A 25,539-nucleotide genomic window follows, 5' to 3' on the forward strand; every position below is an offset into this window, starting at 1 on the left:
AGTTCCTGGCGGGCAGACCAGAGTACGTAGACTTCGGCCCGTGGCCCTCAGTGACGACGACCTCTCCCACCTCGGGCGCTGCGTCGAGCTGGCCCGCGAGGCCCTCGACGACGGCGACGAGCCGTTCGGCTCGGTGCTGGTCGACGAGGAAGGCCGGACCCTCTTCGAGGACCGCAACCGGGTCAAGGGCGGCGATCACACGCGTCATCCGGAACTGGCGATCGCCCGCTGGGCCGTCGACAACATGACGCCCGAACAGCGTGCCGCCGCGACCGTGTACACCTCCGGCGAACACTGCCCCATGTGCGCGGCCGGGCACGCCTGGGTCGGGCTGGGTCGGATCGTCTACGCCGCGTCGTCGGCGCAGCTGACTCGGTGGCTGACCGAGTGGGGGGCGCCGCCGCCACCGGTGGTGCCGCTGCCGGTCAACACCGTGGCGCCGGGACTGCGTGTGGACGGGCCCGCGGCTCGGTTCGAGGACACGGTGAAGTCGTTGTACGAGGCGAAGTTCCGGTGACCGAACCGCCCTGGGTCGAACACGTCATCTGGTGGCATCTCTACCCCCTCGGCTTCGTCGGGGCCTATCCCGCCGAACGGGCGCCCACCCCCGACGAACACCGGTTGCGCCGCATCGTCGACTGGCTGGACCACGCGATCGCACTCGGCGCGTCCGGCATCGCGTTGGGCCCGATTTTCGCCTCGCGCACCCACGGCTACGACACCACCGATCACTACCGGATCGACCCGCGACTCGGCACCGACGACGACTTCGACGTGCTGGTCGACGAGGCACACCGGCGCGGCCTGCGGGTCCTGCTCGACGGGGTGTTCAACCACGTCGGCACCGAGTTCGCCGCCACCGAGTGGCTGCGGCGCGGCGGTGCCGAAACCTTCGAGGGCCACGGTGACCTGCTCGCGTTGGACCACGACAACGCGGCCGTCGTGGACTACACGGTCGGGGTGATGACGCACTGGCTAAACCGCGGTGCCGACGGTTGGCGACTCGACGCCGCCTACGCCGTGGCCGACCGGTTCTGGGCGCAGGTGCTGCCGAGGGTGCGCGCCGAGATCCCCTCCGCCTGGATCGTCGCCGAGATCATCCACGGCGACTACGCCGCACGGGTCCGCGCATCGGGATTCGATTCGGTGACGCAGTACGAGCTGTGGAAGGCGGTGTGGAGCGCCCTCAACGACGGCAACTTCCACGAACTGGACTGGGCGCTGGTGCGGCACAACGAGTTCCTCGACACATTCGTGCCGATGACGTTCGTCGGCAACCACGACGTCACCCGCATCGCGAGCAGACTCGACGACGTCCGGCACCTCGACCACGCGCTGGTGTTGCTGTTCACCTGTGGCGGTACGCCGAGCGTCTACGCAGGCGACGAGTACGGCTTTCGCGGCGTCAAGGAGGAGCGGTTCGGCGGTGACGACGCCGTGCGGCCGGAGTTCACCACGCCACCGCCCGACACCGGCGCACCCGGTGCGGACATCTTCCGGTTGCACCAGTACCTGATCGGCTTGCGCAGGCGACATCCCTGGCTGCACACCGCCCGCACGGCGCCGCTGCGACTGACCAACCGGCAGTACGTCTATCGCTCACACGCCGGCTCGGAAGCCTTGGTCGTCGCGCTCAACATCGACGACGCACCGCTGTCGGTCTCATTGGCCGAACTGGGTGTCGACGTCGGAGAAATCGTCGCCGGCTCGGGAGCACCGCCGGCGGACGTGGTGAGCACCGTCGACGTCGCGCCGCACGGCTGGGTGATCATCGAGCCGCGGTGAGCAGTTCGACGGTCAGCGGGTCCTCCTCGCCGCCGTAGTATTTGGCAAGCACCTCCCGGAACACCGAATCATCCTCGGCTGCACGGGCGAACAACGTCATCGACGAACGCACCTTCAGGTCGTCGGGCGAGCCGAACAGATCGCGCGCCGACACGCGTCCGCTGCTCGCGACCAGCCGGGCGCACTCGTGCAACCGCGGCCCGAGCACATCGTGGGCGAGGTACGCGCGAGCCTCGTCGAGGGACGACACCCCGTATCGCTCGGCCATCACACTGCGTCCCAGCCCGCGCAACTGCGGGAAGACGAACCAGATCCAGTGCGTGCTCTTGCGGCCGGCGCGCAACTCGGCGAGCACGGAGTCGTAGACCCTGTCCTGCTGGTCGACGAACCGCTGCAGGTCGAAAGGGTCGGGGCCGCTGTTCGCTGACGATTTGTCTTCTGCCATCTCGTCGGCAAGTTTCGCAGGCCAGCGGGGTTGTAGTGTGCGATTCAATGACGACGACCACCCCGCCGGACGTGTCGACCCAGCCCGAGCACGAGCCCCCGCCCAGACGGCGCACTCCCCGGCGCCGATTCTTGTCGCGGGTCAGCATCCAGTCCAAGTTGTTGGTGATGCTGCTGGTGACCAGCATCCTGTCCGCGGCCGTGGTCGGCGCCATCGGATTCCACTCCGGACGCACCTCGATTCGGGCATCGGTGTTCGACCAGCTCACCGAGATCAGGGGGTCTCAGAGCCGGCAACTGGAGTCGCAGTTCCGCGACCTCGAGAACTCGATGATCGTGTGGACCCGCGGTGCGACGACGACCGAGGCCATCGAGGCGTTCACCACCGCGTTCGACCAACTCGACACCGCGACCATCAACCCGCAGCAGTGGCAGTCGGTCGTCGACTACTACACCGACCAGTTCGGCGCCGCCAAGGAGCGCCAGACCGGCACCGACCTCGACGTAGACGCCCTGCTGCCCACATCGAACGCCGCCAGGTATCTGCAGGCGTACTACACCGCGCCGTTCGGCCGGTCGGACAAGGCGATCGACATCGCCGACGCGCGCGACGGTAGCCCGTGGTCGGCGGCCAGCGCCCGCTTCAACGACTTCTTTCGGGAGATCGTGCAGCGCTTCCAGTTCGAGGATGCGCTGCTGCTCGACACCAGGGGCAACATCGTCTACAGCGCCCACAAGGGCGTCGACCTGGGCACCAACATCCTCACCGGCCCGTACCGCGAGGGTGGCCTGCAGGAGGCGTATCAACAGGTCCTTACGTCGAACGCCGTCGACTATGTGGGGGTCACCGATTTCGGCGACTATCAGCCCGCCAACGAACCGACGGCGTGGATGCTGGCCCCCACCGGGCCCAGCGGCCGGGTGCAAGGCGTACTGGCGCTGCAGTTCCCGATCTCGAAGATCAACAACATGATGACCGTCAACCGCCAGTGGGAGGCGGCCGGCATGGGTGAGACCGGCGAGACCATCCTCGTCGGACCCGACGACCTGATGCGCTCCGATTCGCGGCTGTTCCTGGAGGATCCGGAGCAGTACAAGGCCGATGTCGTCGAGGCGGGCACTCCTCCCGATGTGGCACAGAACGCGATCCGGCAGGGCAGCACCACCTTGGTGCAGCCGGTGACCAGCGAGGCGACGCGTCGGGCGCAGCGTGGTCAGACCGGCACCATTATCGAGGACGACTACCTCGGCCGCCGGACGCTACAGGCGTACGCCCCGGTCGATCTGCGCGGCCTGCACTGGGCGATCATCGCCAAGATCGACACCGAAGAGGCGTTCGCGCCGGTGCTCAAGTTCACCCGCACACTGGTGCTGTCCACCGCGTTGATCATCTTCGTGGTGTGCCTGGCCGCGATGCTGCTCGCCCGGCTCTTCGTCCGGCCGCTGCGCCGGCTCGAGGCGGGCGCACAGCAGATCAGTTCGGGTGACTACCACGTCGCGCTGCCGGTGCAGTCCAAGGACGAATTCGGCGATTTGACAGTGGCTTTCAACGACATGAGCCGCAACCTGGCGATCAAGGAGGAGCTGCTCACCGAGCAGCGGATGGAGAACGACCGGCTGCTGCTGTCGTTGATGCCCGAACCCGTGGTGCAGCGCTACCGCGAAGGCGAGGAGACGATCGCCCAGGACCATCAGAACGTCACCGTGATCTTCGCCGACATCGTCGGACTCGACGATCTCGGCGACGAGCTGACATCGGAGGAGCTGTTGGCCATCGTCAACAAGTTGACGCGCCAATTCGACGCCGCGGCCGAGAGTTTCGGTGTGGAATCCATCCGCATCCTGCACAACGGATTCCTGGCCAGTTGCGGGTTGTCCGTGCCGCGCCTCGACAACGTCCGCCGCACCGTCGATTTCGCCGCCGAGATGCAGCGGATCGTCGACCGGTTCAACGCCGAGACCGGCAACGACCTCGCGCTGCGCGCCGGCATCGACACCGGCACCGTCTCCAGCGGCCTGGTCGGTCGCTCCACGCTCGCCTATGACATGTGGGGCGCGGCGGTGAACCTGGCCTATCAGGTGCAGAGCGGATCGCCGCAGCCCGGCGTGTTCGTCACCTCCCAGGTCTACGACGTGATTCGCGACAGCAGGCGCTTCACGTCGGCGGGCACGATCTCTGTCGACGGCGATGAACAGCCGATCTGGCGTCTGGTGGAGCGCGACTCATGAGCGACATCCTGGGATCGGCGTGGTTCTACTGGGCCGTCTCCGTCGCGATCGGCTTCCCGGTCGCCCTGGTCCTGCTGACCGAGTTGCACAACGCGCTGCGCCGCCGGGGCAGCTTTCTGGCGCGGCCGGTGCATCTGGTGCGCAACTACGTGGTGCCGTTGGTCGCGCTGCTGGTGCTGCTGGTCGGGGCGCTGCAGATCTCGGGGGAATCCACCACGGTGCGCGTCGTGGCGACGGTGTTCGGCTTCGTCGTCCTGGTGCTGCTGCTGTCGGGAACGAACGCGACGCTGTTTCAGGGCGCACCGGAAGGCACGTGGCGCAAACGAATCCCGTCGATCTTCCTCGACGTCGCGCGCTTCGCGCTGATCGCGCTCGGTGTGGGTCTGATACTGGCCTACATCTGGGGCGCCAACATCGGCGGTCTGTTCACCGCGCTCGGGGTGTCCTCGATCGTGCTCGGCCTGGCGCTTCAGAACTCCGTGGGGCAGATCATCTCCGGTCTGCTCGTGCTCTTCGAGCAGCCGTTCCAGCTCGGCGACTGGATCCAGACGCCGACCGCGCGAGGGCGGGTGGTGGAGGTCAACTGGCGAGCCACGCACATCGACACCGGCGCCGGACTGTTGATCATGCCGAACTCGGTGCTTGCCGGCGCCTCGTTCACCAACTACTCGCGACCGCCGGGGTCACACGCGCTCACGGTGACGACCACGTTCGCGGTCGACGACCCGCCCGACGACGTGATCTCGATGCTGAACCGGGTGGCGGCCATGCTGCCGCAACTGCGCGCCGACGCCATGCCGTCGAGCGTGCACGTCGGCGGCCTGTCGTACCTGACCAGCGTGCCGCTGAACACCCCCGCCGACGACTTGGCCACCAAAACCACGTTTTTGCGGTGGGTCTGGTACGCCGCGCGGCGGGCCGGACTGCATCTGGACGAGGCGGAAGACGAATTCGAGACGACGCAGCGGGTGCAGCGGTCGCTGCGGGCGGTGGCGCCGACGTTGCGCCTGAATCAGGCCGAGCAGGACGAGATCGTCCCCCACGTGCGCGTCACCCGCTACGGCACCGACGAGTATCTGCAGGCTTCCGGTCAGGTGCCGACCCGGATGATGTTCATCGTGAGCGGTCGGGTGCGCCTGGTAGCCGTCGGCGACGACGACGTAGTCATCGAGATCCGTACGTTGGAGACGGGTGATTTCCTGGGCCAGACGACCCTGACGCGCGAACCGGTCACGGCGTCGGCCTATGCGCTCGAGGAGGTCACCGTGGTGCAGATCGAGCGCGATCGCGTCGAAGACCTGGTGGCGCGCAAGCCGCTTCTGCTGCACGACTTCGGCCGGGCGATCGAGGAGCGCCGGGCCACCCTTCGGCGGGCGCTGGCCGCGGCATCCGACTGACCCGCGTGATGAAGCGACGCCTGCCTCGACTGCGCGAACTGGCGCCGCTGGTCACGATTCGACGGCCGCAGTGGAATTCGACGCAGCGCAGGCTGGCCGCCGCGCTCACCATCGAGGACCTCAGGCGGATCGCCAAGCGCCGCACACCCAAGGCCGCGTTCGACTACACCGACGGCGCCGCCGAGGCGGAGTTGTCGCTGGCCCGCGCTCGACAGGCCTTCCGCGACATCGAGTTCCACCCGTCGATCCTTCGTGATGTGGCGAACGTCGACACCGGTGCGACGGTGCTCGGCGGCCACGTGGCCGCGCCGTTCGGCATCGCGCCGACCGGATTCACCCGGCTGATGCACACCGAGGGCGAGCTCGCCGGTGCCCGCGCTGCCGCCCGTGCCGGCATCCCATTCTCGCTGTCGACGCTGGCCACGTCGTCCATCGAGGATGTCAAGGCGGCGAACCCGCACGGGCGCAACTGGTTTCAGCTCTACATGTGGAAGGACCGCGAGCGGTCGATGGCGTTGGTGGAGCGCGCGGCGGCGGCCGGCTTCGACACCCTGCTGGTCACCGTGGACGTCCCCGTCGCGGGCGCGCGGTTGCGCGACATCCGCAACGGGATGTCGATCCCGCCCGCGCTCACGCTGCGCACCGTGCTCGACGCAGCGGCCCACCCGCGATGGTGGTTCGATCTGCTGACCACGCAACCGCTGTCGTTCGCCTCTCTGGATCGCTGGCCGGGCACCGTCGCCGAGTACCTCGACACCATGTTCGATCCCACGGTCACCTACGCCGACCTGGCCTGGATCACCGAGCAGTGGCCGAACAAGTTGGTGGTCAAGGGTATCCAGACGCTCCACGACGCCCGCGCCGTCGTCGACCTGGGTGTCGACGGCATCGTGCTCTCGAATCACGGTGGCCGACAACTCGACCGCGCACCGGTGCCGTTCCATCTGTTGCCCAGCGTGGCCCGCGAGGTCGGGGCGGACACCGAGATTTTGCTGGATACCGGCATCATGTCGGGCGCCGACATCGTCGCCGCGATCGCCCTCGGTGCACGATTCACGATGGTGGGGCGGGCCTACCTGTACGGGTTGATGGCCGGTGGTGAGGCGGGTGCCGATCGGGCGATCGCGATCCTGAACGAGCAGGTCGTGCGCACGATGCGGCTCCTCGGGGTGACCTCGCTCGCCGAGCTGGGGCCGCGGCACGTCACCCGGTTGCACCGGCTCTCCCGCGGCGTGTCGGCCTCCCGCACCGAGTCACCCTAGGCACTTCTTCCCCACAGGTCACACGGTCGATCATCGGAGCACGAGGCCGGGCCGAGTCGCAATCGTTAGCCAACCGCGACGTCGCAACCGCATGTCACGGCGCGGCGCGGGCCCGCCCGGCGTGTTTCATTACCCAGGAAAGCGACGGCAATTGCTTTGTGGCATGCGATGAAAGGTGGGTTGGTTGCCGTTATGAAATTCATGGAGAGGTACCGAGGTACCGGTACAAGACTGTTGCGCAGGATGGCGGTGGCCGCGCTTGCGACCGTGGCGCTGCCCGGGCTGATCGGGTTCGCCGGGGGGTCGGCGACTGCGGGAGCGTTCTCCCGGCCGGGTCTGCCGGTCGAGTATCTGGATGTGTTCTCCCAGTCGATGAACCGCAACATCCGGATCCAGTTCCAGGGCGGCGGTCCCCACGCGGTGTATCTGCTCGACGGCCTGCGCGCCCAGGACGACTTCAACGGCTGGGACATCAACACCCCGGCGTTCGAGTGGTACTACCAGTCAGGTCTGTCGACGGTGATGCCGGTCGGCGGGCAGTCCAGCTTCTACACCGACTGGTATCAGCCGTCGCGGGGCAACGGCCAGGACTACACCTACAAGTGGGAGACGTTCCTGACCCAGGAACTGCCGGCATGGCTGCAGGCGAACAGGGGCGTCGACCCGAACGGCAATGCGGTGGTTGGTATCTCGATGGCAGGCAGCACGGCGCTGACCTACTCGATCTACTACCCGCAGAAGTTCGTCTACGCCGCGTCGCTGTCGGGTTTCCTGAACCCGTCCGAGGGCTGGTGGCCGATGCTGATCGGGTTGGCGATGAACGACGCCGGTGGCTACAACGCCGAGAGCATGTGGGGTCCGTCCTCGGATCCGGCGTGGAAACGCAACGACCCGATGGTCAACATCGGCCAGTTGGTGGCCAACAACACCCGCATCTGGATCTACTGCGGCACCGGCACCCCGTCGGAGCTGGACAGCTCCGGTGGCGGTGGCAACCTGATGGCCGCCCAGTTCCTCGAGGGGTTCACGCTGCGGACCAACATCACCTTCCGCGACAACTACATCGCCGCGGGCGGCACCAACGGTGTCTTCAACTTCCCGGACCAGGGAACGCACAGCTGGGGCTACTGGGGTCAGCAGCTGCAGATGATGAAGCCTGACATCCAGCGGGTGCTGGGGGCGCAGGCCAGCGCCTAGGGACACCGCCGAGATCCACCCACTACAGGGAGCCTGCCGTAACCCCGAACGGCAGGCTCCCTGCCATGTGTGGGGTACGCCGAATGAGCAGCCATGGCCGTTGATCTGCCGCCACTGCGACCAGGAATGCTCTTTCGCGTCCAGCCGAACGAGGGAACAAACACCGATGCCCCAGGGTTGAGTCCATTCGACTGAACTTTGGAGGATTGATGGCTGACGCCAACAAGGCATCGCGTGTGGTGCCGGTGCTTTTCACCAGTGACTCGATCGTGCTGCCGGGCATGGTGGTGCCGATCGAACTCGACGACGCCGCACGTGCGGCGGTCGACGCCGCCCGCGCCAGCGAGTCGGGCGAGCTGCTGGTCGCGCCGCGGCTGGAGGACCGCTACCCGTCCTACGGTGTGCTGGCCTCGATTCTGCAGGTCGGCCAGATCGCCGGCGCCGCAGCCGCGGTGGTGCGCGGCAACAGCCGGGCGCACATCGGCATCGGCGCCACCGGACCGGGCACCGCGCTGTGGGTCGAGGTGGTCGAGATCACCGACGACACCGCGGCCGGCGGCGGGGTCGCGGCGCTGGCAGCCGAGTACAAGAAGCTGCTGCTGGCGGTGCTGCAGCGCCGAGAGGCCTGGCAGATCGTCGACTTCGTCAACCAGCAGACCGACCCGTCGGCGCTGGCCGACCTGGCCGGGTACGCCACCCACCTGAGCCAGGTGCAGAAGCGCCAACTGCTCGAGACGCCCGACGTGGCCGAGCGGTTGCGCGTGCTGATCGAGTGGACCACCGACCACCTCGCCGAGGTGGAGGTCAACGACAAGATCGCCGAGGACGTCCGCGAGGGCATTGAGAAGACGCAGAAGGAGTTCCTGCTGCGCCAGCAACTCGCCGCGATCCGCAGGGACCTGGGCGAGTTGAGCCCCGACGGCGAGGAGGGCACCGACGACTACCGCGCCCGGGTCGAGGCCGCCGATCTTCCCGACAAGATCCGCGAGGCCGCGCTGCGCGAGGTGGGCAAGCTGGAACGCGCCAGCGACCAGAGCCCGGAGGGCGGCTGGATCCGCACCTGGCTCGACACCGTGCTGGATCTGCCGTGGAACGTGCGCACCGACGACTCCACCGACCTGAAGGGCGCGCGCGAGATACTCGACGCCGACCACCACGGGCTCGAGGACGTCAAGGACCGCATCGTCGAGTACCTGGCCGTGCGGGCGCGGCGCACCCAGCGCGGACTGGCCCTCGTCGGCGGCCGCGGCTCCGGCGCGGTGATGGTGCTGGCCGGTCCGCCCGGCGTCGGCAAGACGTCGCTGGGCGAGAGCGTGGCCCGCGCGCTGGGTCGCAAGTTCGTCCGGGTCGCGCTCGGCGGCGTGCGCGACGAGGCCGAGATCCGCGGCCACCGACGCACCTACGTCGGCGCTCTGCCGGGGCGCATCGTGCGGGCCATCGGCGAAGCGGGCTCCATGAACCCCGTCGTGCTGCTCGACGAGATCGACAAGGTCGGCTCCGACTTCCGCGGCGACCCGGCGGCGGCGCTGCTCGAGGTGCTCGATCCGGCGCAGAACCACACGTTCCGCGACCACTACCTGGACCTGGATCTGGACCTGTCCGACGTGGTGTTCCTGGCGACGGCCAACGTGATCGAGAACATCCCCTCGGCGCTGCTGGATCGCATGGAACTGGTGCAGATCGACGGCTACACCGCCGACGACAAGGTCGCGATCGCGCGCGACTTCCTGCTGCCCCGACAGCGGGAGCGGGCGGCGCTGATCGAGGACGAGGTCGTGGTGACCGAGGAGGCGCTGCGCAAGATGGCCGCGGACTACACCCGCGAACCGGGCGTGCGGCAGTTCGAACGGTTGCTGGCCAAGGCGATGCGCAAGGCGGCGACGAAGCTGGCCGAGTCGGCCGATGACGAGGTCGCGTTGACCATTGACGAGCCCGATCTCGTCGACTATCTGGGCCGGCCGCGGTTCCTGCCCGAATCCGCCGAACGCACCGCGGTGCCGGGCGTGGCCACCGGGCTGGCGGTGACCGGTCTCGGCGGCGACGTCCTCTACATCGAGGCCGGGGCGGCTGGCTCAGCCGGGCCGGGCGATGCATCCTTGCAGCTGACCGGTCAGCTCGGCGACGTGATGAAGGAGTCGGCGCAGATCGCGCTGTCCTACGTGCGCAGCCACGCCGAGCAGTTAGGCGTCGACCCCAAGGCGCTGGACCGGCGCATCCACGTGCACGTGCCCGCGGGTGCGGTGCCCAAGGACGGCCCCTCGGCCGGTGTGACGATGGTGACCGCGCTGGTGTCCATGGCGACCGGCCGGCAGGTGCGCGCCGATGTCGGCATGACCGGCGAGGTGACGCTCAACGGCCGCGTGCTGCCGATCGGCGGGGTCAAGCAGAAGCTGCTGGCCGCACAACGGGCGGGCCTGTCCACGGTGTTCATCCCGCAGCGCAACGAGGCGGACCTGGATGACGTCCCGGCCGACGTGCTCGACGCGCTGGAGGTCAAGCCGATGACCGACGTCGCCGAGATCGTCGCGCAGGCGCTGCAGCCGTCCGAGGCGGTCACCGCGGCGGCCTGACGCCCGCACTGGGTGCGTGCATTCACCGGATTCGGGTACAGATCCGCCGTGAGGTTCGTGCTCGATGTGCATCTGCCCGACGACGCCGACGTGTCCGCGGAGGTCGGGCGGATCCTGCGGTACTGGGGCGGGGCGATGAAGGACCTCGACGACCTCGAACCCGGCGACAAGCAGGACGTGTACGACGCGGCCTACAACCGGGTCGGGTCCTGGTCGGTGAGCGCGGATACCGAGTAGCTGTCGGCCCCTGGCGCTACGGTCCTGCCATGGCCTACGACGAGGAACTCGCCGACCGGATCCGCGAGTTGCTGGGCGCCGAGCGGGGCGTCGAGGAGAAGCGGATGTTCGGCGGGCTGGCGTTCCTGATCAACGGCAACATGGCGGTCGTCGCCAGCGGACAGGGCGGCCTCATGGTGCGGGTACCACCCGAGGAGACCGAGAAGTTGCTGGCGCGCGACCATGTCGAGCCGATGGTGATGGCGGGCCGGCAGACCCGGGGCTGGTTGCGGGTGGCCCTCGACGGCGTCAAGACCATGCGCCAACTGCGGCCGTGGGTCGGCCGCGGCGTCGACTACGCGAAGAGTTTGCCTCCGAAATAGCCGGGGTACGCGCCGCAGATGGATTCCGCAGCGCGCAAGAAGTTGGTGCAGCGGCTGCTTAAGCAGGCGGGCACCACCTACGCCGACGAGGCGGGCATCAAGCTGGACGACAAACCGATGCCGCTGTTCCAGTTGTTGACGCTGTGCATGCTGGCGAGCAAGCCTATCGACGCCTCGATCGCGGTGGCGGCCGCGCGCGAGCTGTTCGGCGCCGGGATGCGCACGCCCGAGGCGGTGCTCGACGCCGATCGCAGGGACATGATCCGCGCCCTCGGACGGGCGCACTACGTCCGATACGACGAGAGCTCGGCCACCCGGTTGACCGACATCGCCTCGAGGGTCGACGACGATTACGGCGGCGATCTGCGAAAGCTGGCCGAGCGCGGCGACCACGACGCCAGGGCGGTCAAGCGCCTGCTCATCGAGTTCAAGGGGATCGGTGACACCGGCGCCGACATCTTCCTGCGCGAGGTGCAGGACGTGTGGGCGTGGGTGCGTCCCTATTTCGACGACCGGGCCACCTCAGCGGCCCGGCAACTCGGTCTACCGACCGAGGCCGACGAGCTGGCCGCGCTGGCGCCGCGACGAAACGCCGAGCTCGCCGCGGCACTGGTCCGGGTGTCGCTCGACGAGGAGTTGCACGCGGCCGTCTCTGAGCGGCGATGATCCGGATCGGCACCTCGGGGTGGTCCTACGACCACTGGGCCGACGTGCTGTATCCGCCGGGCATGCCGGTGGCCAAGCGGCTGGCCCGGTATGTCGAGGAGTTCGACACCGTGGAGCTCAACGCCAGCTTCTACCGCTGGCCCAAGGACGCGGCGTTCGCCGGCTGGCGCGAGCGGCTCCCCGAGGGATTCACGATGTCGGTCAAGGCGCAGCGGGGGTTGACGCACTACCGGCGGCTGCGCGAACCGGAGCCGTGGATCGAGCGGTTCGAGCGGTGCTGGACGCTGCTGGGCGACCGGGCCGAATCCCTGCTCGTGCAGGTTCATCCGGAGCTCGAACGCGACGACGACCGCCTCGAGCACTTTCTGACGTCGATGCCGGACCGGATTCCGGTCGCGGTGGAACTGCGGCATCCATCCTGGGACGCTCCCGACGTGTATGCGCTGCTGGAGCGCCACAACGCGGCGTACGTGGTGATGAGCGGAGCCCGGTTACGGTGTGTGCCGCGCGCGACCAGCGCGCTGGTGTATGTCCGGATGCACGGGCCCGACCAGGACTCGCTGTATGAGGGCTCCTATCCCGACGACCAGTTGCGGCATTGGGCGGACCGCATCGCCGCGTGGCACGCCGAGGGCAGGCGGGTGCTGGTGTACTTCAACAACGACCTCGGCGGGCATGCCGTCCGCAACGCCCGCACCCTCAGGGCGATGATCGCCGGCTGAACCGCACCCCGCCTCCCCCGCCGAAATCAGGTTCCGGCACGCTTGAGTGCCGAAATGCGTGTGATAACCCTGATCTCGGCCGTGGCGCTCGCCGTCGCGGCCTGCTCCGGCGAGCGGATCGTGACCACAGACGAGCCGTACGAGCCGACACCCACGAGCACGACGAAGCCACCGCCGGCCCCGCCGCGCAACAGCGCGCATCTGGTGGACGCGTTCGATTACGTCGCGCACCCCGGCGGCACGGCCGTCTACTACTTCACCACCCCGAGCGGGCGGTGGGCGTGCGCGATCGTGCCGCGGACCCGGGCCGGCTGCATGTCGGCGACCGCCTGGCAGTCCGGGATGGGCGTCACCGGTCAACCCGATGAGGTGTTGGACGCCCAGGGCGAGCCGACGACGCCGAACGCTGTGGTGGTCGACCGAACCGGCGAGCCCACCTTCGTCGCGCTCGAGCAGCCGGAGTTCGTCTTCGACAACGCCACCGTCCTGCCGTTCAACCGGATCCTGAACGCCGCCGGGTTCCGTTGCAACGTGCAGGAATCGGGCGTGTCGTGCATGAGCGAGGCCAGCGGCAAGGGATTCAGCTTCGCGCCCGAAGGATTCGTGCCGCAGTACACCGAGGTGCCGCCGGGCGCCCCCTAGCGCAGACCGGAGATGCCATGAAGATCAACGCGGGTCAGGTAGCCGTCGTCACCGGCGGCACGAGCGGAATCGGGTTCGCCCTGGCCGACCACCTGGCGCGCCGCGGTGTCGACGTGTTGATCGCCGACCTGGACTGACCGCTACCGCAGCGCCGCCGTCCCGTCGGCGTGGACCTGCACCTTGGCGCCCGCGATGTCGTCGCTGACCGTCGCTGCCGCTTCCGAGACGTCGTTCAGCACCGCCAGCACCCGCGCATCGTCGGGGGTGCGCACCGCGAGGAACGCCTTCTCCGGGGACCCGTCGCGGCTGACCGGGGTGGTCCACGCCTCCACCGTTGCGACACCGGACCAATCCACCAGCGCGGTCCGTGTCGGCTGGGCGTCCACCTCCGATTGCACGTCCTCCCAACGAAACTCGCGAGGTGGTGGCTCAGTGCCGTAGACACCGAAGCTGTGCTTGGTGAGGTAGCCGCCGTTGGCCGTTACCAGCCCGAGCTGCCCCGGCGCGACGGTCAGCCGTTCGGCCATGGTGGCGATCGAGTGCGTCACGTAGTTGTTCCACGGGCCGCCGGCGAAGGTGAGGCCACCGGTGACGGTGAGCGGCCGGGCGGGGTCGTCGGTGGGCAGCCCCAACTCGTTGGCGGCCACCTGGACGGCCGACGGGAAGCAGGAGTACACGTCGACCAGCGCGATACCGTCGACGTCCACGCCTGCCAGTTCCAGCGCGCGCCGTCCGCCGATCCTGATCGCCGGCGAGGTGTGGAACTCCGCGCGTTCCCCGATCGCGTACGTGTCGTGGGCATCGGTCCCGGCGTACGGGAAAACCCAGCGGTCGCGGGTGATCTGGAGCCGCTCGGCTCGCTCGGCGGACGTCAGCACGAGCACCGCCGCCTGGTCGACCATGTTGTTGGAGTTCATCAGCTTGGTGTACGGCCAACTGATCATCCGGTTGGCGGGACCGGCCTGCCAGATCTGCTCGGCCGACAGCGCCTCTCGGCTCCAGGCATGCGGGTTGTCGGCGGCGACGTCGCTGAAACGCGACCACAGCCGCCCGATGCGGCGGCGGTGTTCGTCCACCGACTCGCCCGCCGAGATCCGCAGGGCCTGTTCGAACATCGGGTACACGTACGCCGGTCGGTCCAGGTGGATCTTGAGTTCGGCGGGCCCGGCCATCGGTACCCCGTCGTCGGCGCCCGGCGCCATCGGCACCGACTCGTCCTGTCGCGTCCAGTCCGGCTTGGTTCCGGCCGCCCGCAGCCTGCTGCGCGTGCGCCAGGTCTCCGCACCGGCGATCAGCACGACGTCGGCGCGACCGCTGTGGATGTCCAGGCAGGCCTCGTTGACCAGCGACTGTGGGGTGTTGCCGCCCACCCCGGTGTACCGCGTCGCGGCGTTATGGGCCGAAAGCCGTTGCGCCAGAATAAGACCCGGATCTCGGTACCGCCACGACAGCAGGCTGACGACGCGCACCGAGTCGGCCGCCTCGAGCACCCGGGGATCGGCGCCTGCGCGCGCCGCGGCCACCATCAGATCGATCGGCTCCACGTCGGGGTTCTCGTCGCGTTGGTTGACCTGGCCGTAGCCGACCAGCACCGGCGTCCTGGGGTCCATCATGGCCTTTCTCGACAGTCGAAGAGCACGCCGTCGGCGATCAGCCGGTCGACCCGCTCAGGACTCAGCCCGAGCACCGTCTGGCAGATGTCGCGGGTGTGCTCACCCGGCATCGGGGCGGGACGCGAGTCGGCGGGCGGGATGTGAGTGTAGGGCGCGGGCCCGGTCTCGCTCGGCATCGGCGCCTCGAGCAGCGGGTGGACCAGCTCGGCGAACACCCGACGGTGCCTCACCTGCGGGTCGGCCAGGACGTCGACGGCGCGGTTCATCGGCGCCGCCGCGATGCCCGCCTGCTGCAGCGTGTCGGCCACCTCGGTCTTGTCGCGCACCGCGGTCCAGGTCTCGAGGTCGGCGCCGCCGGTGAGCGCGGCGACGGTGGCCCGCTCGGCATCGGATGCCAGTGAGACGACGCACCACTCGTCGTCGCCTGCGCACGTGTAGACGGCGTGTGCGGCGTCGTCGTCGGCCACCTGCAGCCCCGCGGACCTTGCCGCCTCGGCCACATATGCCGCGGCGAGCTGGCTCACCGCGGCCTCGGCCTGCGAAACGTGGGTGCGGGCCGCATCCCCGGTGCGGTCGCGCCGGATGAGCGCTGCCAGCGCCGCGATGGCGGTCAGGCGCGCCGACACGTGGTCGGGGAAGATCGTCGTCGCGTCGTAGAAGCCGCCGTCCGGCGAGGTCCACAGCGACGTGACGCCGGTGGTCGCCCGCACCAGCGGCCCGTACCCCATCCGGGTGCTCCACGGACCCGCCGCGCCGAATGCGCTGCTCTCGGCCAGCACGATGCGAGGGTTCAGTTCACGCAGCCGTTCATAGGTGAAGCCGAGGGAGTCGAGCGTTCCGGGCTTGAAGTTGGCGAAGGCCGCATCGGCTTGCGCCACCAGCCGGGCGAACAGTTCGGCGCCTCGCGGGTCGCGCAGGTCCAGGCCGAGGCTGCGCTCGTTGCGGTGGGTCAGCGCCCACGACCTGCTCATCCGCTGACCGGGCGGCGTCTGGCGCAACCCGTCCGGGTATGCGGCGCTTTCGACCTTGACGACGTCGGCACCCAGGTCGGCGAACAGCCGACCCAGCTCACCGCCGGCCACGATCACGCCCAGGTCGAGAATCCGCAGCCCGTCGAACGGCCGCCGCGCCCCTGCCGGCTGCGCCCAGGCGCTCGCCGGTGCGCTCAGCCACGAGGCGCCATCGGCGCCGACGGCCGGAGCAAGGTGTCGGAGCCCGCGACGGTGGCCGTCGACGACGAGCGGGCCGCCCGGTATCCGCAGCGTCGAGCAGGCGAACCGGGCGGTGGTCAACGCGCCGACCGCGCGAAAGTGGTCGGATGCCAGGGCTTCGGCGGGCGTCAACACCGCCGCGATCGGCACCCCGCGCGACTGTCCTTCGGCCACCAAAGCGTCCATGGTCTGCGGTGCCACGAACTCGCCGATGACGGCGTTGAGTTCGCGCGAGGCCGCGTAGCGCGCCGCGATGGTGTCGAACTCGGGACCGGCGAACTGTTCCGGCTCGCCCAGCCAGGCGCGCATGCCGCGCCACTGCCGTGCCGACAGCAGGCAGATCCGGACGTGGCCGTCCTTGCAGGCGAAGATCGGGTAGATGTTCTGGTTGCGGGGCCGCCCGCGCCACAGTTCGGTCGTCTTCTTCAGGCCCACCGCGGCCTGCCCCTCCGACCCGTACGGCGGATCCAGCGCCTGCAGCACTCCTTCGAAGCGGGAAAAGTCGATGTACTCCCCTGTGCCGCAACGCAACCGGTGATAGTAGGCGGCCAGGGTCGCCCACGCCGCCTGCGCCGCCGCGGTCGCCGACGCGAGACCGAGCGGTGGGATCACCGGCCTACCCGTCGTCGGTCCGGTCCGCGACAGCGCAGTCGACAGGGCGTAGAGGACCGGGTCGGAGGCGCGCCAGGCCGCCCGGGGTCCGTCGGTGCCGAAGTCGGTGACCGACAGTGCCACGAGGTGCTTGTGCCGGTGTGCCAGTGCGGCGCAGGAGGTCCCGAATGCGGCTGCGCCGCGTGGTGATCCGTCGTCGACGACGATGTCGGCGGTGGCGGCCAGCTCCAGGAGCCGGTCGCGGTCTGCCGGGTCGGACGGGTCCAGAACGGCGGCGCGCTTGTTGGCGTTGTCCACCGCGAACGGTACGCCGATGCCGTCGACGCCGGGCAGGGCGCTTCGGGCGGGGCTGCCGCCCGGCGGTTCGATCTTCAGCACGTCGGCGCCCAGGTCGGCGAACAACCGGCTCACCGCGTCGGATTTGGCGCCGCCGAGGTCGAGCACCCGCACGGCGTCCAGTAGGGCTTCGGTCATGAGCGCAGCAGCCGTTCCACCCATCCCAGATGCTCGTCGGTTTCGTCGGCGACGTACATCAGGTCGACGAATGCGTCGTCGTAGCCGGCCTCGGCCAGCACCTGAACCGCCTCGGCGACCGGTTCGACCGGCGTGCCGGCGGCGACGTTGATCCGGACGACGGTGGCGATGGCCGCCGGCTCACGTCTCGCGGCGCGGGCGGCGTCGTCGATCGTGCGGCGCTGCCACCCGAGCATCTCCAACATCACGCCGCCGGGCACCTGGACCGCGGCCATCCACCCGTCGGCGCGTCTGCCAATGCGCCTGAGCCCGGCGGGTGTGAACGCGCCGAGGTACACCGGTGGATGGGGCCGCTGCACGGGTTTGAGGTGCACCCACGACGGCGGTACGGACCACCGATCGCCCTCATGCGACACCGGGTTCGTGGTCCACAACTGCTCGAGCGCGTCGAGCATCTCGTCGAGCTGCTCGCCGCGGCCCCGGAACGGTGCGCCTGCGGCCTGATACTCCTCGGGCGACCACCCGATGCCGAAGCCGGGCGTCAGCCTGCCGCCGCTGATCACGTCGATGCTGGTCAATTGGCGCGCCAGCGCCACCGGGGAATACCACGGGGCGACGAACACGCTGCTGCCCAGCCGGACCCGGTTGGTGGCCGTCGCCGCGACCGTCAATGCCACGAACGGATCCAGGGCCGTGCGGAACCGGTCGGGAACGGTGTCACCGCCCGCGTACCCGACACTGGGATTCACCGGCGTCAGCAGCCGATCCCCGACCCACAGGCTGCCGGCGCCCAGGCTCTCGGCGGTGGCCGCGAAGCGGGCCAGATCGGCGTGGGCAGCCGCGCCGAATTGCGGTATCGCGAATCCCAACACGCAGGACAGGCTAGTGCTTAACAGCGCGACCACCGGGTACCAGGATCTCACCCGCTGTTCACCCGCCACCACGACGATGGGCCAGATGACTTCCCAGGACCTCTCCCCGACCCTTACCGACGACGAACTCGGCGTGCTCGACGCGTACTGGCGCGCGGCCAACTACCTGTCCGTTGGACAGATCTATCTCCTGGACAATCCGCTGCTGCGCGAGCCGCTCGAGCCGCAGCACGTCAAGCCGCGGCTACTCGGGCACTGGGGCACGACGCCGGGGTTGAACCTCATCTACGCGCACCTGAACCGCGTGATCCGTGCCCGCGACGTGTCCGTCATCTACATCACCGGTCCCGGCCACGGCGGTCCCGGCCTGGTCGCCAACGCCTACCTCGAGGGCACCTACAGCGAGGTCTACTCCGCTATCTCCGAAGACACCGAGGGTATCCGAAAGCTGTTCCGGCAGTTCTCTTTTCCCGGCGGGATTCCCAGCCACGTCGCCTCCGAGACGCCGGGGTCCATCCACGAGGGCGGCGAGCTCGGCTACGCGCTGGTGCATGCCTACGGAGCCGCCTTCGACAACCCGGACCTCGTGGTGGCGTGCGTGGTCGGCGACGGTGAGGCCGAGACCGGGCCGTTGGCCGCGAGCTGGCATTCCAACAAGTTCCTCAACCCCGTCACCGACGGCGCGGTGCTGCCGATCCTGCACCTCAACGAGTACAAGATCGCCAATCCGACGGTGCTGGCCCGCATCCCGCAGGAGGAACTCGAGTCGCTGATGTCCGGCTACGGCTACCGGCCCATCACGGTGGCCGGTGACGACCCCGCGAACGTGCACCAGCAGATGGCGACCGCGCTGGACGAGGCGTTCGACCAGATCGGCGCGATCCAGCGGGCGGCGCGGCTGGACGGCGAGCGTGGCCGCCCGCTGTGGCCGATGATCGTGCTGCGCACGCCGAAGGGGTGGACCGGTCCGCAGAAGGTCGACGGCAAGAAGGTCGAGGGCACATGGCGATCGCATCAGGTGCCGCTTGCCGAGACCCGCAGCAACGCCGAGCACCGCGCGCAGCTGGAGGACTGGCTGCGCAGCTACCGGCCGGAGGAGTTGTTCGACGAGACCGGCGCGCTGCGGGCCGACCTGCGTGGCTTCTCGCCGCAGGGACACCGCCGGATGAGCGCCAACCCGCACGCCAACGGCGGGCTGCTGTTGCGTGACCTGGACCTGCCGGCGTTCGACGACTATGCGGTGCCTGTCGAGGAGCCTGCGTCCGAATCCGCCGAGGCGACGCGGGTGCTGGGTACCTTCCTGCGTGACGTGATCGTGCGCAACCCCGACCGTTTCCGGCTGATGGGTCCCGACGAGACGGCGTCGAACCGGCTCGCGGCCACGCTGGAGGTGACCGACAAGGCGTGGATGGGCGAGATCGGCCCCGACGACGAGCAGCTGGGACCCGACGGCCGGGTGATGGAGGTGCTCAGCGAGCACCTGTGTCAGGGCTGGCTCGAGGGTTACCTGCTGACCGGCAGGCACGGGCTGTTCAACTGCTACGAGGCGTTCGTCCACATCATCGACTCGATGCTCAACCAGCACGCCAAGTGGCTCAACAGCAGCCGCGACGTGGTCTGGCGACGGCCCATCGCGTCGTTGAACTACCTGCTGACCTCCCACGTCTGGCGCCAGGACCACAACGGCGCCTCGCACCAGGACCCGGGGTTCATCGACCACGTCGCCAACAAGCGGCCCGAGGTGGTGCGGGTCTACCTGCCGCCGGACGCCAACACGTTGCTGTCGGTGGCCGACCACTGCCTGCGCAGTCGCCACTACGTCAACGTGATCGTCGCAGGCAAGCAGCCCGCCCTGACCTATCTGGACATGGACGCCGCGGTCGCGCACTGCGCCCGCGGCGTCGGGATCTGGGACTGGGCCGGCAACGCCACCGGGGAACCCGACGTCGTGCTGGCCTGCGCAGGCGACATCCCGACGCTGGAGACCGTGGCCGCGGCCGACATCCTGCGCCGGGAACTGCCGGACCTGGCCGTGCGCGTCGTCAACGTCGTCGACATGATGCGGCTGCAGCCCGACACCGAGCACCCACACGGGCTGTCCGATCACGAGTTCGACGCCTTGTTCACCACCGACAAGCCGGTGATCTTCGCCTATCACGGCTACCCATGGCTCGTTCACCGGCTCACCTACCGGCGGACCAACCACGCGCATCTGCATGTGCGCGGCTTCAAGGAGCGCGGCACCACGACGACGCCGTTCGACATGGTGATGCTCAACGACCTGGACCGGTTCCACCTCGTGCTCGACGTGATCGATCGCGTCGACGGGCTGGCCAACCGCGCGGCACAGCTGCGGCAGCGCATGGTCGACGCCCGGTCGGCGGCCCGGCGCTACACCCGCGAGCACGGCGAGGACGACCCCGCGATCTCGCAGTGGACATGGGACACCGGGTTCCGGCCGACCGGCTCCCCGTCGATGGCGCAGGACACCGGCGACAACGAGTGACCGGGTCCGATCGGTAGACTCGGTTGTCGTGTCCGACCAAGCCGTGGTAGCAGAGCAGCCGCACCCGCTGATCGAGCAGCTGTCCGCGCTGCACCACTTCCGCGTGTACGTCGACATCGCCGTCGTCGTGGTGGTGCTCGCGCTGAGCAACCTCATCGCGCACTTCACCACGCCGTGGGCCAGCGTTGCGACCGTGCCTGCGGCCGCGGTGTTGCTTGTCGCCCTGGTGCGCTCGCGGGGCCTGGGCTGGGCCGAACTGGGTTTGGGGCGCGAGCACTGGAGATCAGGTGCGGGCTATGCGGTGGCCGCCGTCGGCATCGTGGTGTCGGTGATCGCGATCGGGCTGGTGCTGCCGTGGACCCGGCCGATGTTCATGAACAACAACTACGCCACCGTCTCCGGCGCTCTGGTCGCGTCGATGGTCATCATCCCGCTGCAGACGGTGATTCCCGAGGAGTTGGCCTTCCGCGGCGTGCTGCACGGCGCGTTGAACCGGGCCTGGGGCTTCCGTGGCGTCGCGGCCGCGGGCTCGCTGCTGTTCGGGCTGTGGCACATCGCCACCTCGATGGGCCTCACCAGCAGCAATGTCGGTTTCACCCGGCTGTTCGGCGGCGGGGTGCTGGGCACGATCGCGGGTGTGGTGCTGGCGGTGGCGGCGACCGCGGTGGCCGGTTTCGTGTTCACGTGGTTGCGCGGCCGCAGCGGAAGCCTGATCGCCCCGATCGCGCTGCACTGGTCGCTCAACGGGCTGGGCGCGCTCGCCGCCGCACTGGTGTGGCATCTGTCGATGTGATGTCGGTGGCGCGTCGGCGCGCCCGGAACTCGCGGTTCTACACCTTGTTGCCGCAGGTGGCCATGGAACACCAGGTACCGCCCCGGTTGCGCGAGCGGTCGTAGAACGCCCACCGGCACTCGGGGTTGGCGCAGGTCTTCAGATGTACCCAAGTGCCGTCACGCTGAGCGTCGCGGATGACGATCAACAATTCCAGCAGGCGGTCGGCGACCGAGTCCCCGACGACGGTCAGCCCGATCCCCCCGTCGGCGCCGACGTCCATGCGCGCGGCGCCGCGAGAGCTGACGCTGTGCAGCGGGGCGAGGTCGGACTCCGCCGGTGCCGGACCGCCGGTGTTGTGCAGCAGCAGCGCACGCACCGCCTCACGCACACCGCGCAGGAGAGCGACGTCGTCCTCGGTCACCTCCCGACCCGCGGCGAGCAGTCCCGTGCGCCGCAGCCACGGAACCGCGCCCACGCGGTCGGCGAGCCGGTCCCGGCCGAACTCGAGTTCCGCGCTGTTGACCAGCGCCTGGACCCGGTCCGGTGCGTGCGCGATGCGCGATCGCGCGGAGCGCTGATGAGCCCGCGGATGCGGTTGCAGTCCCCAACATCGTGGCCGCCGAGGACGTGCTGGCCGCCGCCGCGATGCGGTTGACCGCCCCGGCGCCGGTCGCCGCCAGGGGCATGGCGCGGTTGCGGGTGCTGCTCGCCGACGGGAACGGCCCGCTGTTCCGGTACGGCCGTGGAGACCTGAGCGGCCGACTCGGCGCCGCGCTGGCCGAGCTGTAGATGTCGGACCGTGTCTCGTGGGGCCAATAAGCGAAGAACCTCATGGCCGATCGATTCGATCATGTTGTGGCGCAGAGCATTCGGGCGTCATCACTCGATGAGGTCTGGAGCCCGGCTAGGGAGATGACGATTTGTCGTCCATAATCCCAAGGTATGGACCGACGGCGCATGGAGCAGAGCGTGCAATCGCCCGACGAGTTGCTCGACCATCTGCCCGCGCGCGTGGTGCTCGAGCGCATGCCCGTACCCGTGCTCGCGATCGGTGACGACGGCCGCATCCTGTTCGTGAACGCGGCGTTCGCCGAGATGCTGGGTTACAGCCCGAAGGCGGTCATCTCACTGAACTTCATCGAGATCTTCCAGTCCGCACCCGTCGACGAGCCGCCGGTGTCGGTGGCGCGTGCATACGCCGGCGAGATCGTCTCGCTGTTCCATGCCGACGGTTCGGTGGTGCAGGCCAAGATGAGCAAGTCAGCCCTGCTGCGCGAGGATGACGTGATGGCGCTGGCGACCTTCGAGGACCTCACCGAGCAACTCTGGCTGCGCGGCAGCCGCTGACCTCGTCACTCCTCCGATGCTCACTTGCGGTACCGACCCGCCTGACGAACGAGGAACTCGCGGAAGTAGGTCAGCGCAGACTCGGGCACCAGCGCCGGCAGCAGCACCTCCCACGCCTGCATCGCGCGTGTGACCGAATCGGCGCCACCGGTGATGGACGTCGACACCACGTTGACGCCCACCAGCGCGCTCACCAGGAACCGCCCGAGCGCGTCGACGTCGAGATCGGGGCGGATGTCGCCGTCGTCCTGGGCCTGCATGAGTCGAGCGGTGGTGTCCGCCAGCCAGGCGCGGTGGACGCCGGCTGCGACATCGTTGAACTTGGCGAACTCGACCAGCAACTGCGTCCCGGCACGCACGAGCCGCTCGGTCCCCGCCAAAGACTCGGCGGCCAGGCTGCCCTGGATCAGCCCCTGCAGCGCCGGTGCCGAGCGCGCGTCCCCTCGGTAGGCCGCGTCGAGTCGCTCTACTGCCTCCTCGATGATCGCGATGGCCAGCGACTCCTTGGAGTCGAAGTGGTGGTAGAGCGCGCCCTTGGTCACCTCGATCTGCTCGAGGATGTCGCCGAGGCCGGTGTGGGCATAGCCGCGGCGGTCGATCAACTCAACTGCGGCGTCGATGATCGTGCGGCGGGTGTGCTCGGAACGGGTCTGGCGGGCCATGGTCTCGGTTCTCCGCTCGCCGGCGACGCAACTGCGTCGCCGGCGAGGCGCGAGTTAATTGCCGCAGCCTAGCACCCGCTTGACTGGCCCATCGGACTTCCGGACGGTCGGCGGTAGTGCCGCATCCTGGCGCCGGAAGTAAACACCAGGCAAATTCTGGTCACGCTGTGAGGCCGCTGCCAGCGAATTACGGACGGTTTGCTGGCCTGTGCGGGGGGTCACACTATGAAATCATGCGATAAGTATGTAATCTGCCCTCTGTGCGTGCACCAGGTCTGATTTTCGAGATGAAACTGCAGTTGGAAGCGGTCCGAGCGCGCCGGAAACTGCGGCATCCTGCGACGCGGTAAGGGGTCGGTCAACGCTGACCGCCGCGTGAAAATCGTGTTCCGCAAATGCTGTCGCGTCTGAAGTTAATGACGCTTTCGTAGATATAGCGAATTCGCACGCCGCCGGGCATCGCGAATCGGAAGGGAGTCGGACATGAAGGTCGTCCTGTTCTGTGGCGGTTACGGCATGCGGATGCGCACCGCCGAGCACGATGTCATACCGAAGCCGCTGCAGATGGTCGGTCCCCGGCCGCTGTTGTGGCATGTCATGCGCTATTACGCGCACTACGGTCACCGCGAGTTCGTGCTGTGCCTCGGCTACGGCGCCGAGATGATCAAGGACTTCTTCCTCAACTACCGCGAGACCGAATCCAACGACTTCGTCATGAACCGTGGAGCGGTCGAGTTGCTCGGATCCGACATCGCGGACTGGACCATCACCTTCGTCGACACCGGAGTGGAATCGGCGATCGGTGAGCGGCTCCGACGGGTGCGGCCCCACCTGGGCGACGACCCCTACTTCCTGGCCAACTATGCCGACGTGCTGACCGACGCGCCGCTGGACACGATCGTCGACCGCGTGCTGGCGGCGAAGGCGGCTGCGTCGATGTTGATCGTGCCGCCTCAGGAGTCCTTCCACTGCGTTGACGTCGCCCCGGATGGCGACGTCAAGGAGATCCTGCCGGTCAGCAGGTTTCCGCTGGGGGTCAATGGCGGCTACTTCGTGCTCAGCCGGGAGGTCGTCGACCTCATACCCGAGGGCGGCGACCTGGTCGGCGACGCGCTGGAGAAGCTCTCCGGGACGGGCCGTCTCATCGGATACCGCCACGACGGCTTCTGGAAGCCTGCCGACACGTTCAAGGAGCGCGCCGAACTCGACGCAGGCTACCGGCTGGGAGACAGACCGTGGATGGTCTGGGAGTCGCCCCAATTAACCTGCGCGAGCGCATGATCCGGTTGATCCTTCAGCGGCTCGACGCCGTGGCGGTGATCGGTGCGCATTGCGACGACATCGCCATCGGGGCGGGCGCCACCCTCTCGGCGATCACCGAAACCCATCCGGATGTGGTGGTGCACGCGCTCGTTTTGACCGGCGGGGGCAGCGACCGTGAGATCGAGGAGAAGGGTGCGCTCACCGCGTTGTGCGGCAGGGCGACACTGAACATGACCGTCGCAGACCTGCCCGACGGCGGGCTCCCCGGCCAGTGGCCGGCTGTCAAGCGCCTACTCGCCGAGTTCCGCCGCCGATGCGCACCCGATCTCGTGTTCGCTCCGCAACGGGCGGACTGCCACCAGGACCACCGGTTGATCGCCGAACTGGTGCCCACCGAGTTCCGCGACCACCTCACCCTCGGCTACGAGGTCCTCAAGTGGGAGTCCGATCTGCCCAAGAGTGCGTTGTATCAGCCGCTTTCGCCAACCGCGGCACAGCGCAAAGCCGCGTTGATCGCCGAGTGCTACCCCTCGCAGGCGGCCCACGACTGGTTCGACGAGGAGTCGTTCCTGGCGTTGATGCGCGTCCGCGGTGTCCAGTGCCGCAGCCCCTACGCCGAAGCATTCGTCTGCGAGAAGGCTTCGCTGGGCCTCGGCTTGCCAGCCGTCGGCGGTTGAGGAGTCGATTCGAA

The 25,539-nt window shown here is 68.7% G+C and carries 24 protein-coding genes and 1 pseudogene; 19 read left to right on the top strand and 6 right to left on the bottom strand.

The genetic code is table 11. The annotated features are described in order from the left end of the window. Positions 1-40: 40 nt before the first annotated feature. Entirely contained in the window at positions 41-517 is a 477-nt protein-coding gene (locus tag K3G64_RS20130; RefSeq protein ID WP_238886830.1) for a nucleoside deaminase, read from the top strand. Further along, entirely contained in the window at positions 514-1,785 is a 1,272-nt protein-coding gene (locus K3G64_RS20135) for an alpha-amylase family protein (protein ID WP_238886833.1), read from the top strand. The genes K3G64_RS20130 and K3G64_RS20135 overlap by 4 nt, the downstream gene beginning before the upstream one ends. Here the strand turns inward: K3G64_RS20135 and K3G64_RS20140 are convergent. Then, entirely contained in the window at positions 1,769-2,230 is a 462-nt protein-coding gene (locus tag K3G64_RS20140; protein WP_238886834.1) for a DUF1810 domain-containing protein, read from the bottom strand. The two genes, K3G64_RS20135 and K3G64_RS20140, sit on opposite strands and share 17 nt — an antisense overlap. A 47-nt stretch (positions 2,231-2,277) precedes the next feature. Here K3G64_RS20140 and K3G64_RS20145 point away from each other — a divergent pair, with 47 nt between their 5' ends. The 11 genes and pseudogenes from K3G64_RS20145 to K3G64_RS20195 form a co-directional block, all read left to right on the top strand. Then, positions 2,278-4,458 carry an adenylate/guanylate cyclase domain-containing protein gene (locus tag K3G64_RS20145; RefSeq protein ID WP_370647004.1) on the top strand — a complete coding sequence of 727 codons (2,181 nt, stop codon included), beginning with the start codon at positions 2,278-2,280 and terminating at the stop codon, positions 4,456-4,458. Continuing rightward, positions 4,455-5,855 carry a mechanosensitive ion channel domain-containing protein gene (locus K3G64_RS20150; RefSeq protein WP_238886835.1) on the top strand — a complete coding sequence of 467 codons (1,401 nt, stop codon included), beginning with the start codon at positions 4,455-4,457 and terminating at the stop codon, positions 5,853-5,855. Before K3G64_RS20145 ends, K3G64_RS20150 begins: the two co-directional genes overlap by 4 nt. Positions 5,856-5,863: 8 nt before the next feature. Further along, a complete protein-coding gene (locus K3G64_RS20155; protein ID WP_238950854.1) occupies positions 5,864-7,117 on the top strand; it encodes an alpha-hydroxy acid oxidase in 1,254 nt (417 codons plus the stop codon). Between the two features lie 192 nt (positions 7,118-7,309). After that, the gene (locus tag K3G64_RS20160) at positions 7,310-8,314 is read left to right on the top strand and encodes an esterase family protein (protein ID WP_238886836.1); all 1,005 of its coding nucleotides are present in this window, start codon (positions 7,310-7,312) and stop codon (positions 8,312-8,314) included. 209 nt (positions 8,315-8,523) lie between these two features. After that, positions 8,524-10,884: an endopeptidase La gene (gene lon, locus K3G64_RS20165; protein ID WP_238886837.1), complete on the top strand. Its 2,361-nt coding sequence runs from the start codon at positions 8,524-8,526 to the stop codon at positions 10,882-10,884. Between the two features lie 48 nt (positions 10,885-10,932). Beyond that, positions 10,933-11,121 (top strand): hypothetical protein, encoded by a 189-nt coding sequence (locus K3G64_RS20170; RefSeq protein ID WP_238886838.1) that lies wholly within the window; start codon positions 10,933-10,935, stop codon positions 11,119-11,121. A gap of 29 nt (positions 11,122-11,150) precedes the next feature. Then, a complete protein-coding gene (locus K3G64_RS20175) occupies positions 11,151-11,483 on the top strand; it encodes a TfoX/Sxy family protein (protein ID WP_238886839.1) in 333 nt (110 codons plus the stop codon). A gap of 18 nt (positions 11,484-11,501) precedes the next feature. Next, positions 11,502-12,149 (top strand): endonuclease, encoded by a 648-nt coding sequence (locus K3G64_RS20180; protein ID WP_238886845.1) that lies wholly within the window; start codon positions 11,502-11,504, stop codon positions 12,147-12,149. Beyond that, positions 12,146-12,871 (top strand): DUF72 domain-containing protein, encoded by a 726-nt coding sequence (locus K3G64_RS20185; protein ID WP_238886847.1) that lies wholly within the window; start codon positions 12,146-12,148, stop codon positions 12,869-12,871. Before K3G64_RS20180 ends, K3G64_RS20185 begins: the two co-directional genes overlap by 4 nt. A 54-nt stretch (positions 12,872-12,925) precedes the next feature. Continuing rightward, the gene (locus tag K3G64_RS20190) at positions 12,926-13,513 is read left to right on the top strand and encodes a hypothetical protein (RefSeq protein ID WP_238886849.1); all 588 of its coding nucleotides are present in this window, start codon (positions 12,926-12,928) and stop codon (positions 13,511-13,513) included. 17 nt (positions 13,514-13,530) lie between these two features. Beyond that, positions 13,531-13,647 (top strand): annotated as a pseudogene (locus tag K3G64_RS20195) (SDR family NAD(P)-dependent oxidoreductase); the annotation flags it as partial. A gap of 6 nt (positions 13,648-13,653) precedes the next feature. Here K3G64_RS20195 and K3G64_RS20200 read toward each other — a convergent pair. The 3 genes from K3G64_RS20200 to K3G64_RS20210 are packed head-to-tail and all read right to left on the bottom strand — an operon-like array spanning position 13,654 to position 18,295. Then, complete coding sequence (locus tag K3G64_RS20200; RefSeq protein WP_238950856.1) at positions 13,654-15,123, bottom strand: acetyl-CoA acetyltransferase; 1,470 nt, start codon at positions 15,121-15,123, stop codon at positions 13,654-13,656. Continuing rightward, a complete protein-coding gene (locus K3G64_RS20205) occupies positions 15,123-17,423 on the bottom strand; it encodes a CaiB/BaiF CoA-transferase family protein (RefSeq protein ID WP_238886852.1) in 2,301 nt (766 codons plus the stop codon). The genes K3G64_RS20200 and K3G64_RS20205 overlap by 1 nt, the downstream gene beginning before the upstream one ends. Further along, positions 17,420-18,295 carry a TIGR03619 family F420-dependent LLM class oxidoreductase gene (locus tag K3G64_RS20210; RefSeq protein ID WP_238886853.1) on the bottom strand — a complete coding sequence of 292 codons (876 nt, stop codon included), beginning with the start codon at positions 18,293-18,295 and terminating at the stop codon, positions 17,420-17,422. Before K3G64_RS20210 ends, K3G64_RS20205 begins: the two co-directional genes overlap by 4 nt. A 76-nt stretch (positions 18,296-18,371) precedes the next feature. Between K3G64_RS20210 and K3G64_RS20215 the strand changes: the two genes are divergently transcribed. Together K3G64_RS20215 and K3G64_RS20220 are read left to right on the top strand one after the other, a co-directional pair. Beyond that, positions 18,372-20,801 (top strand): phosphoketolase family protein, encoded by a 2,430-nt coding sequence (locus tag K3G64_RS20215; protein ID WP_370647231.1) that lies wholly within the window; start codon positions 18,372-18,374, stop codon positions 20,799-20,801. Between the two features lie 28 nt (positions 20,802-20,829). Next, entirely contained in the window at positions 20,830-21,594 is a 765-nt protein-coding gene (locus tag K3G64_RS20220; protein WP_238886857.1) for a CPBP family intramembrane glutamic endopeptidase, read from the top strand. A 37-nt stretch (positions 21,595-21,631) separates the two neighbouring features. On the opposite strand, the gene K3G64_RS20225 is transcribed toward K3G64_RS20220, so the two are convergent. Then, entirely contained in the window at positions 21,632-22,051 is a 420-nt protein-coding gene (locus K3G64_RS20225; RefSeq protein WP_238886859.1) for a CGNR zinc finger domain-containing protein, read from the bottom strand. A 68-nt stretch (positions 22,052-22,119) separates the two neighbouring features. On the opposite strand from K3G64_RS20225, the gene K3G64_RS20230 reads away from it, so the two are divergent. Together K3G64_RS20230 and K3G64_RS20235 are read left to right on the top strand one after the other, a co-directional pair. Further along, positions 22,120-22,365: a hypothetical protein gene (locus K3G64_RS20230; RefSeq protein ID WP_238951048.1), complete on the top strand. Its 246-nt coding sequence runs from the start codon at positions 22,120-22,122 to the stop codon at positions 22,363-22,365. Positions 22,366-22,518: 153 nt separating this feature from the next. Continuing rightward, positions 22,519-22,923, top strand: coding sequence for a PAS domain-containing protein (locus K3G64_RS20235; RefSeq protein WP_238886861.1), 405 nt, complete (start codon positions 22,519-22,521; stop codon positions 22,921-22,923). 20 nt (positions 22,924-22,943) lie between these two features. Here K3G64_RS20235 and K3G64_RS20240 read toward each other — a convergent pair whose 3' ends face one another. Further along, a complete protein-coding gene (locus K3G64_RS20240; RefSeq protein ID WP_238886863.1) occupies positions 22,944-23,585 on the bottom strand; it encodes a ScbR family autoregulator-binding transcription factor in 642 nt (213 codons plus the stop codon). A gap of 483 nt (positions 23,586-24,068) precedes the next feature. Between K3G64_RS20240 and K3G64_RS20245 the strand changes: the two genes are divergently transcribed. Together K3G64_RS20245 and K3G64_RS20250 are read left to right on the top strand one after the other, a co-directional pair. Next, the gene (locus tag K3G64_RS20245) at positions 24,069-24,866 is read left to right on the top strand and encodes a glucose-1-phosphate cytidylyltransferase (RefSeq protein WP_238886865.1); all 798 of its coding nucleotides are present in this window, start codon (positions 24,069-24,071) and stop codon (positions 24,864-24,866) included. Further along, positions 24,863-25,525, top strand: coding sequence for a PIG-L deacetylase family protein (locus K3G64_RS20250; RefSeq protein WP_238886867.1), 663 nt, complete (start codon positions 24,863-24,865; stop codon positions 25,523-25,525). Before K3G64_RS20245 ends, K3G64_RS20250 begins: the two co-directional genes overlap by 4 nt. Positions 25,526-25,539: the final 14 nt, after the last annotated feature.

Origin of the sequence: Mycobacterium sp. IDR2000157661 (assembly GCF_022317005.1) — a bacterium.
In the GTDB taxonomy this organism is placed as follows: Bacteria; Actinomycetota; Actinomycetes; order Mycobacteriales; family Mycobacteriaceae; genus Mycobacterium.

Coding starts and splice junctions, on each gene's coding strand:
- K3G64_RS20190 (WP_238886849.1), top strand. CDS start 12,926: ATGCGTGTGATAACCCTGATCTCGGCCGTGGCGCTCGCCGTCGCGGCC.
- K3G64_RS20180 (WP_238886845.1), top strand. CDS start 11,502: ATGGATTCCGCAGCGCGCAAGAAGTTGGTGCAGCGGCTGCTTAAGCAG.
- K3G64_RS20145 (WP_370647004.1), top strand. CDS start 2,278: ATGACGACGACCACCCCGCCGGACGTGTCGACCCAGCCCGAGCACGAG.
- K3G64_RS20235 (WP_238886861.1), top strand. CDS start 22,519: ATGGACCGACGGCGCATGGAGCAGAGCGTGCAATCGCCCGACGAGTTG.
- K3G64_RS20205 (WP_238886852.1), bottom strand. CDS start 17,423: ATGACCGAAGCCCTACTGGACGCCGTGCGGGTGCTCGACCTCGGCGGC.
- K3G64_RS20245 (WP_238886865.1), top strand. CDS start 24,069: ATGAAGGTCGTCCTGTTCTGTGGCGGTTACGGCATGCGGATGCGCACC.
- K3G64_RS20250 (WP_238886867.1), top strand. CDS start 24,863: ATGATCCGGTTGATCCTTCAGCGGCTCGACGCCGTGGCGGTGATCGGT.
- K3G64_RS20215 (WP_370647231.1), top strand. CDS start 18,372: ATGGGCCAGATGACTTCCCAGGACCTCTCCCCGACCCTTACCGACGAC.
- K3G64_RS20175 (WP_238886839.1), top strand. CDS start 11,151: ATGGCCTACGACGAGGAACTCGCCGACCGGATCCGCGAGTTGCTGGGC.
- lon (WP_238886837.1), top strand. CDS start 8,524: ATGGCTGACGCCAACAAGGCATCGCGTGTGGTGCCGGTGCTTTTCACC.
- K3G64_RS20155 (WP_238950854.1), top strand. CDS start 5,864: ATGAAGCGACGCCTGCCTCGACTGCGCGAACTGGCGCCGCTGGTCACG.
- K3G64_RS20140 (WP_238886834.1), bottom strand. CDS start 2,230: ATGGCAGAAGACAAATCGTCAGCGAACAGCGGCCCCGACCCTTTCGAC.
- K3G64_RS20160 (WP_238886836.1), top strand. CDS start 7,310: ATGAAATTCATGGAGAGGTACCGAGGTACCGGTACAAGACTGTTGCGC.
- K3G64_RS20200 (WP_238950856.1), bottom strand. CDS start 15,123: ATGGACCCCAGGACGCCGGTGCTGGTCGGCTACGGCCAGGTCAACCAA.
- K3G64_RS20185 (WP_238886847.1), top strand. CDS start 12,146: ATGATCCGGATCGGCACCTCGGGGTGGTCCTACGACCACTGGGCCGAC.
- K3G64_RS20150 (WP_238886835.1), top strand. CDS start 4,455: ATGAGCGACATCCTGGGATCGGCGTGGTTCTACTGGGCCGTCTCCGTC.
- K3G64_RS20240 (WP_238886863.1), bottom strand. CDS start 23,585: ATGGCCCGCCAGACCCGTTCCGAGCACACCCGCCGCACGATCATCGAC.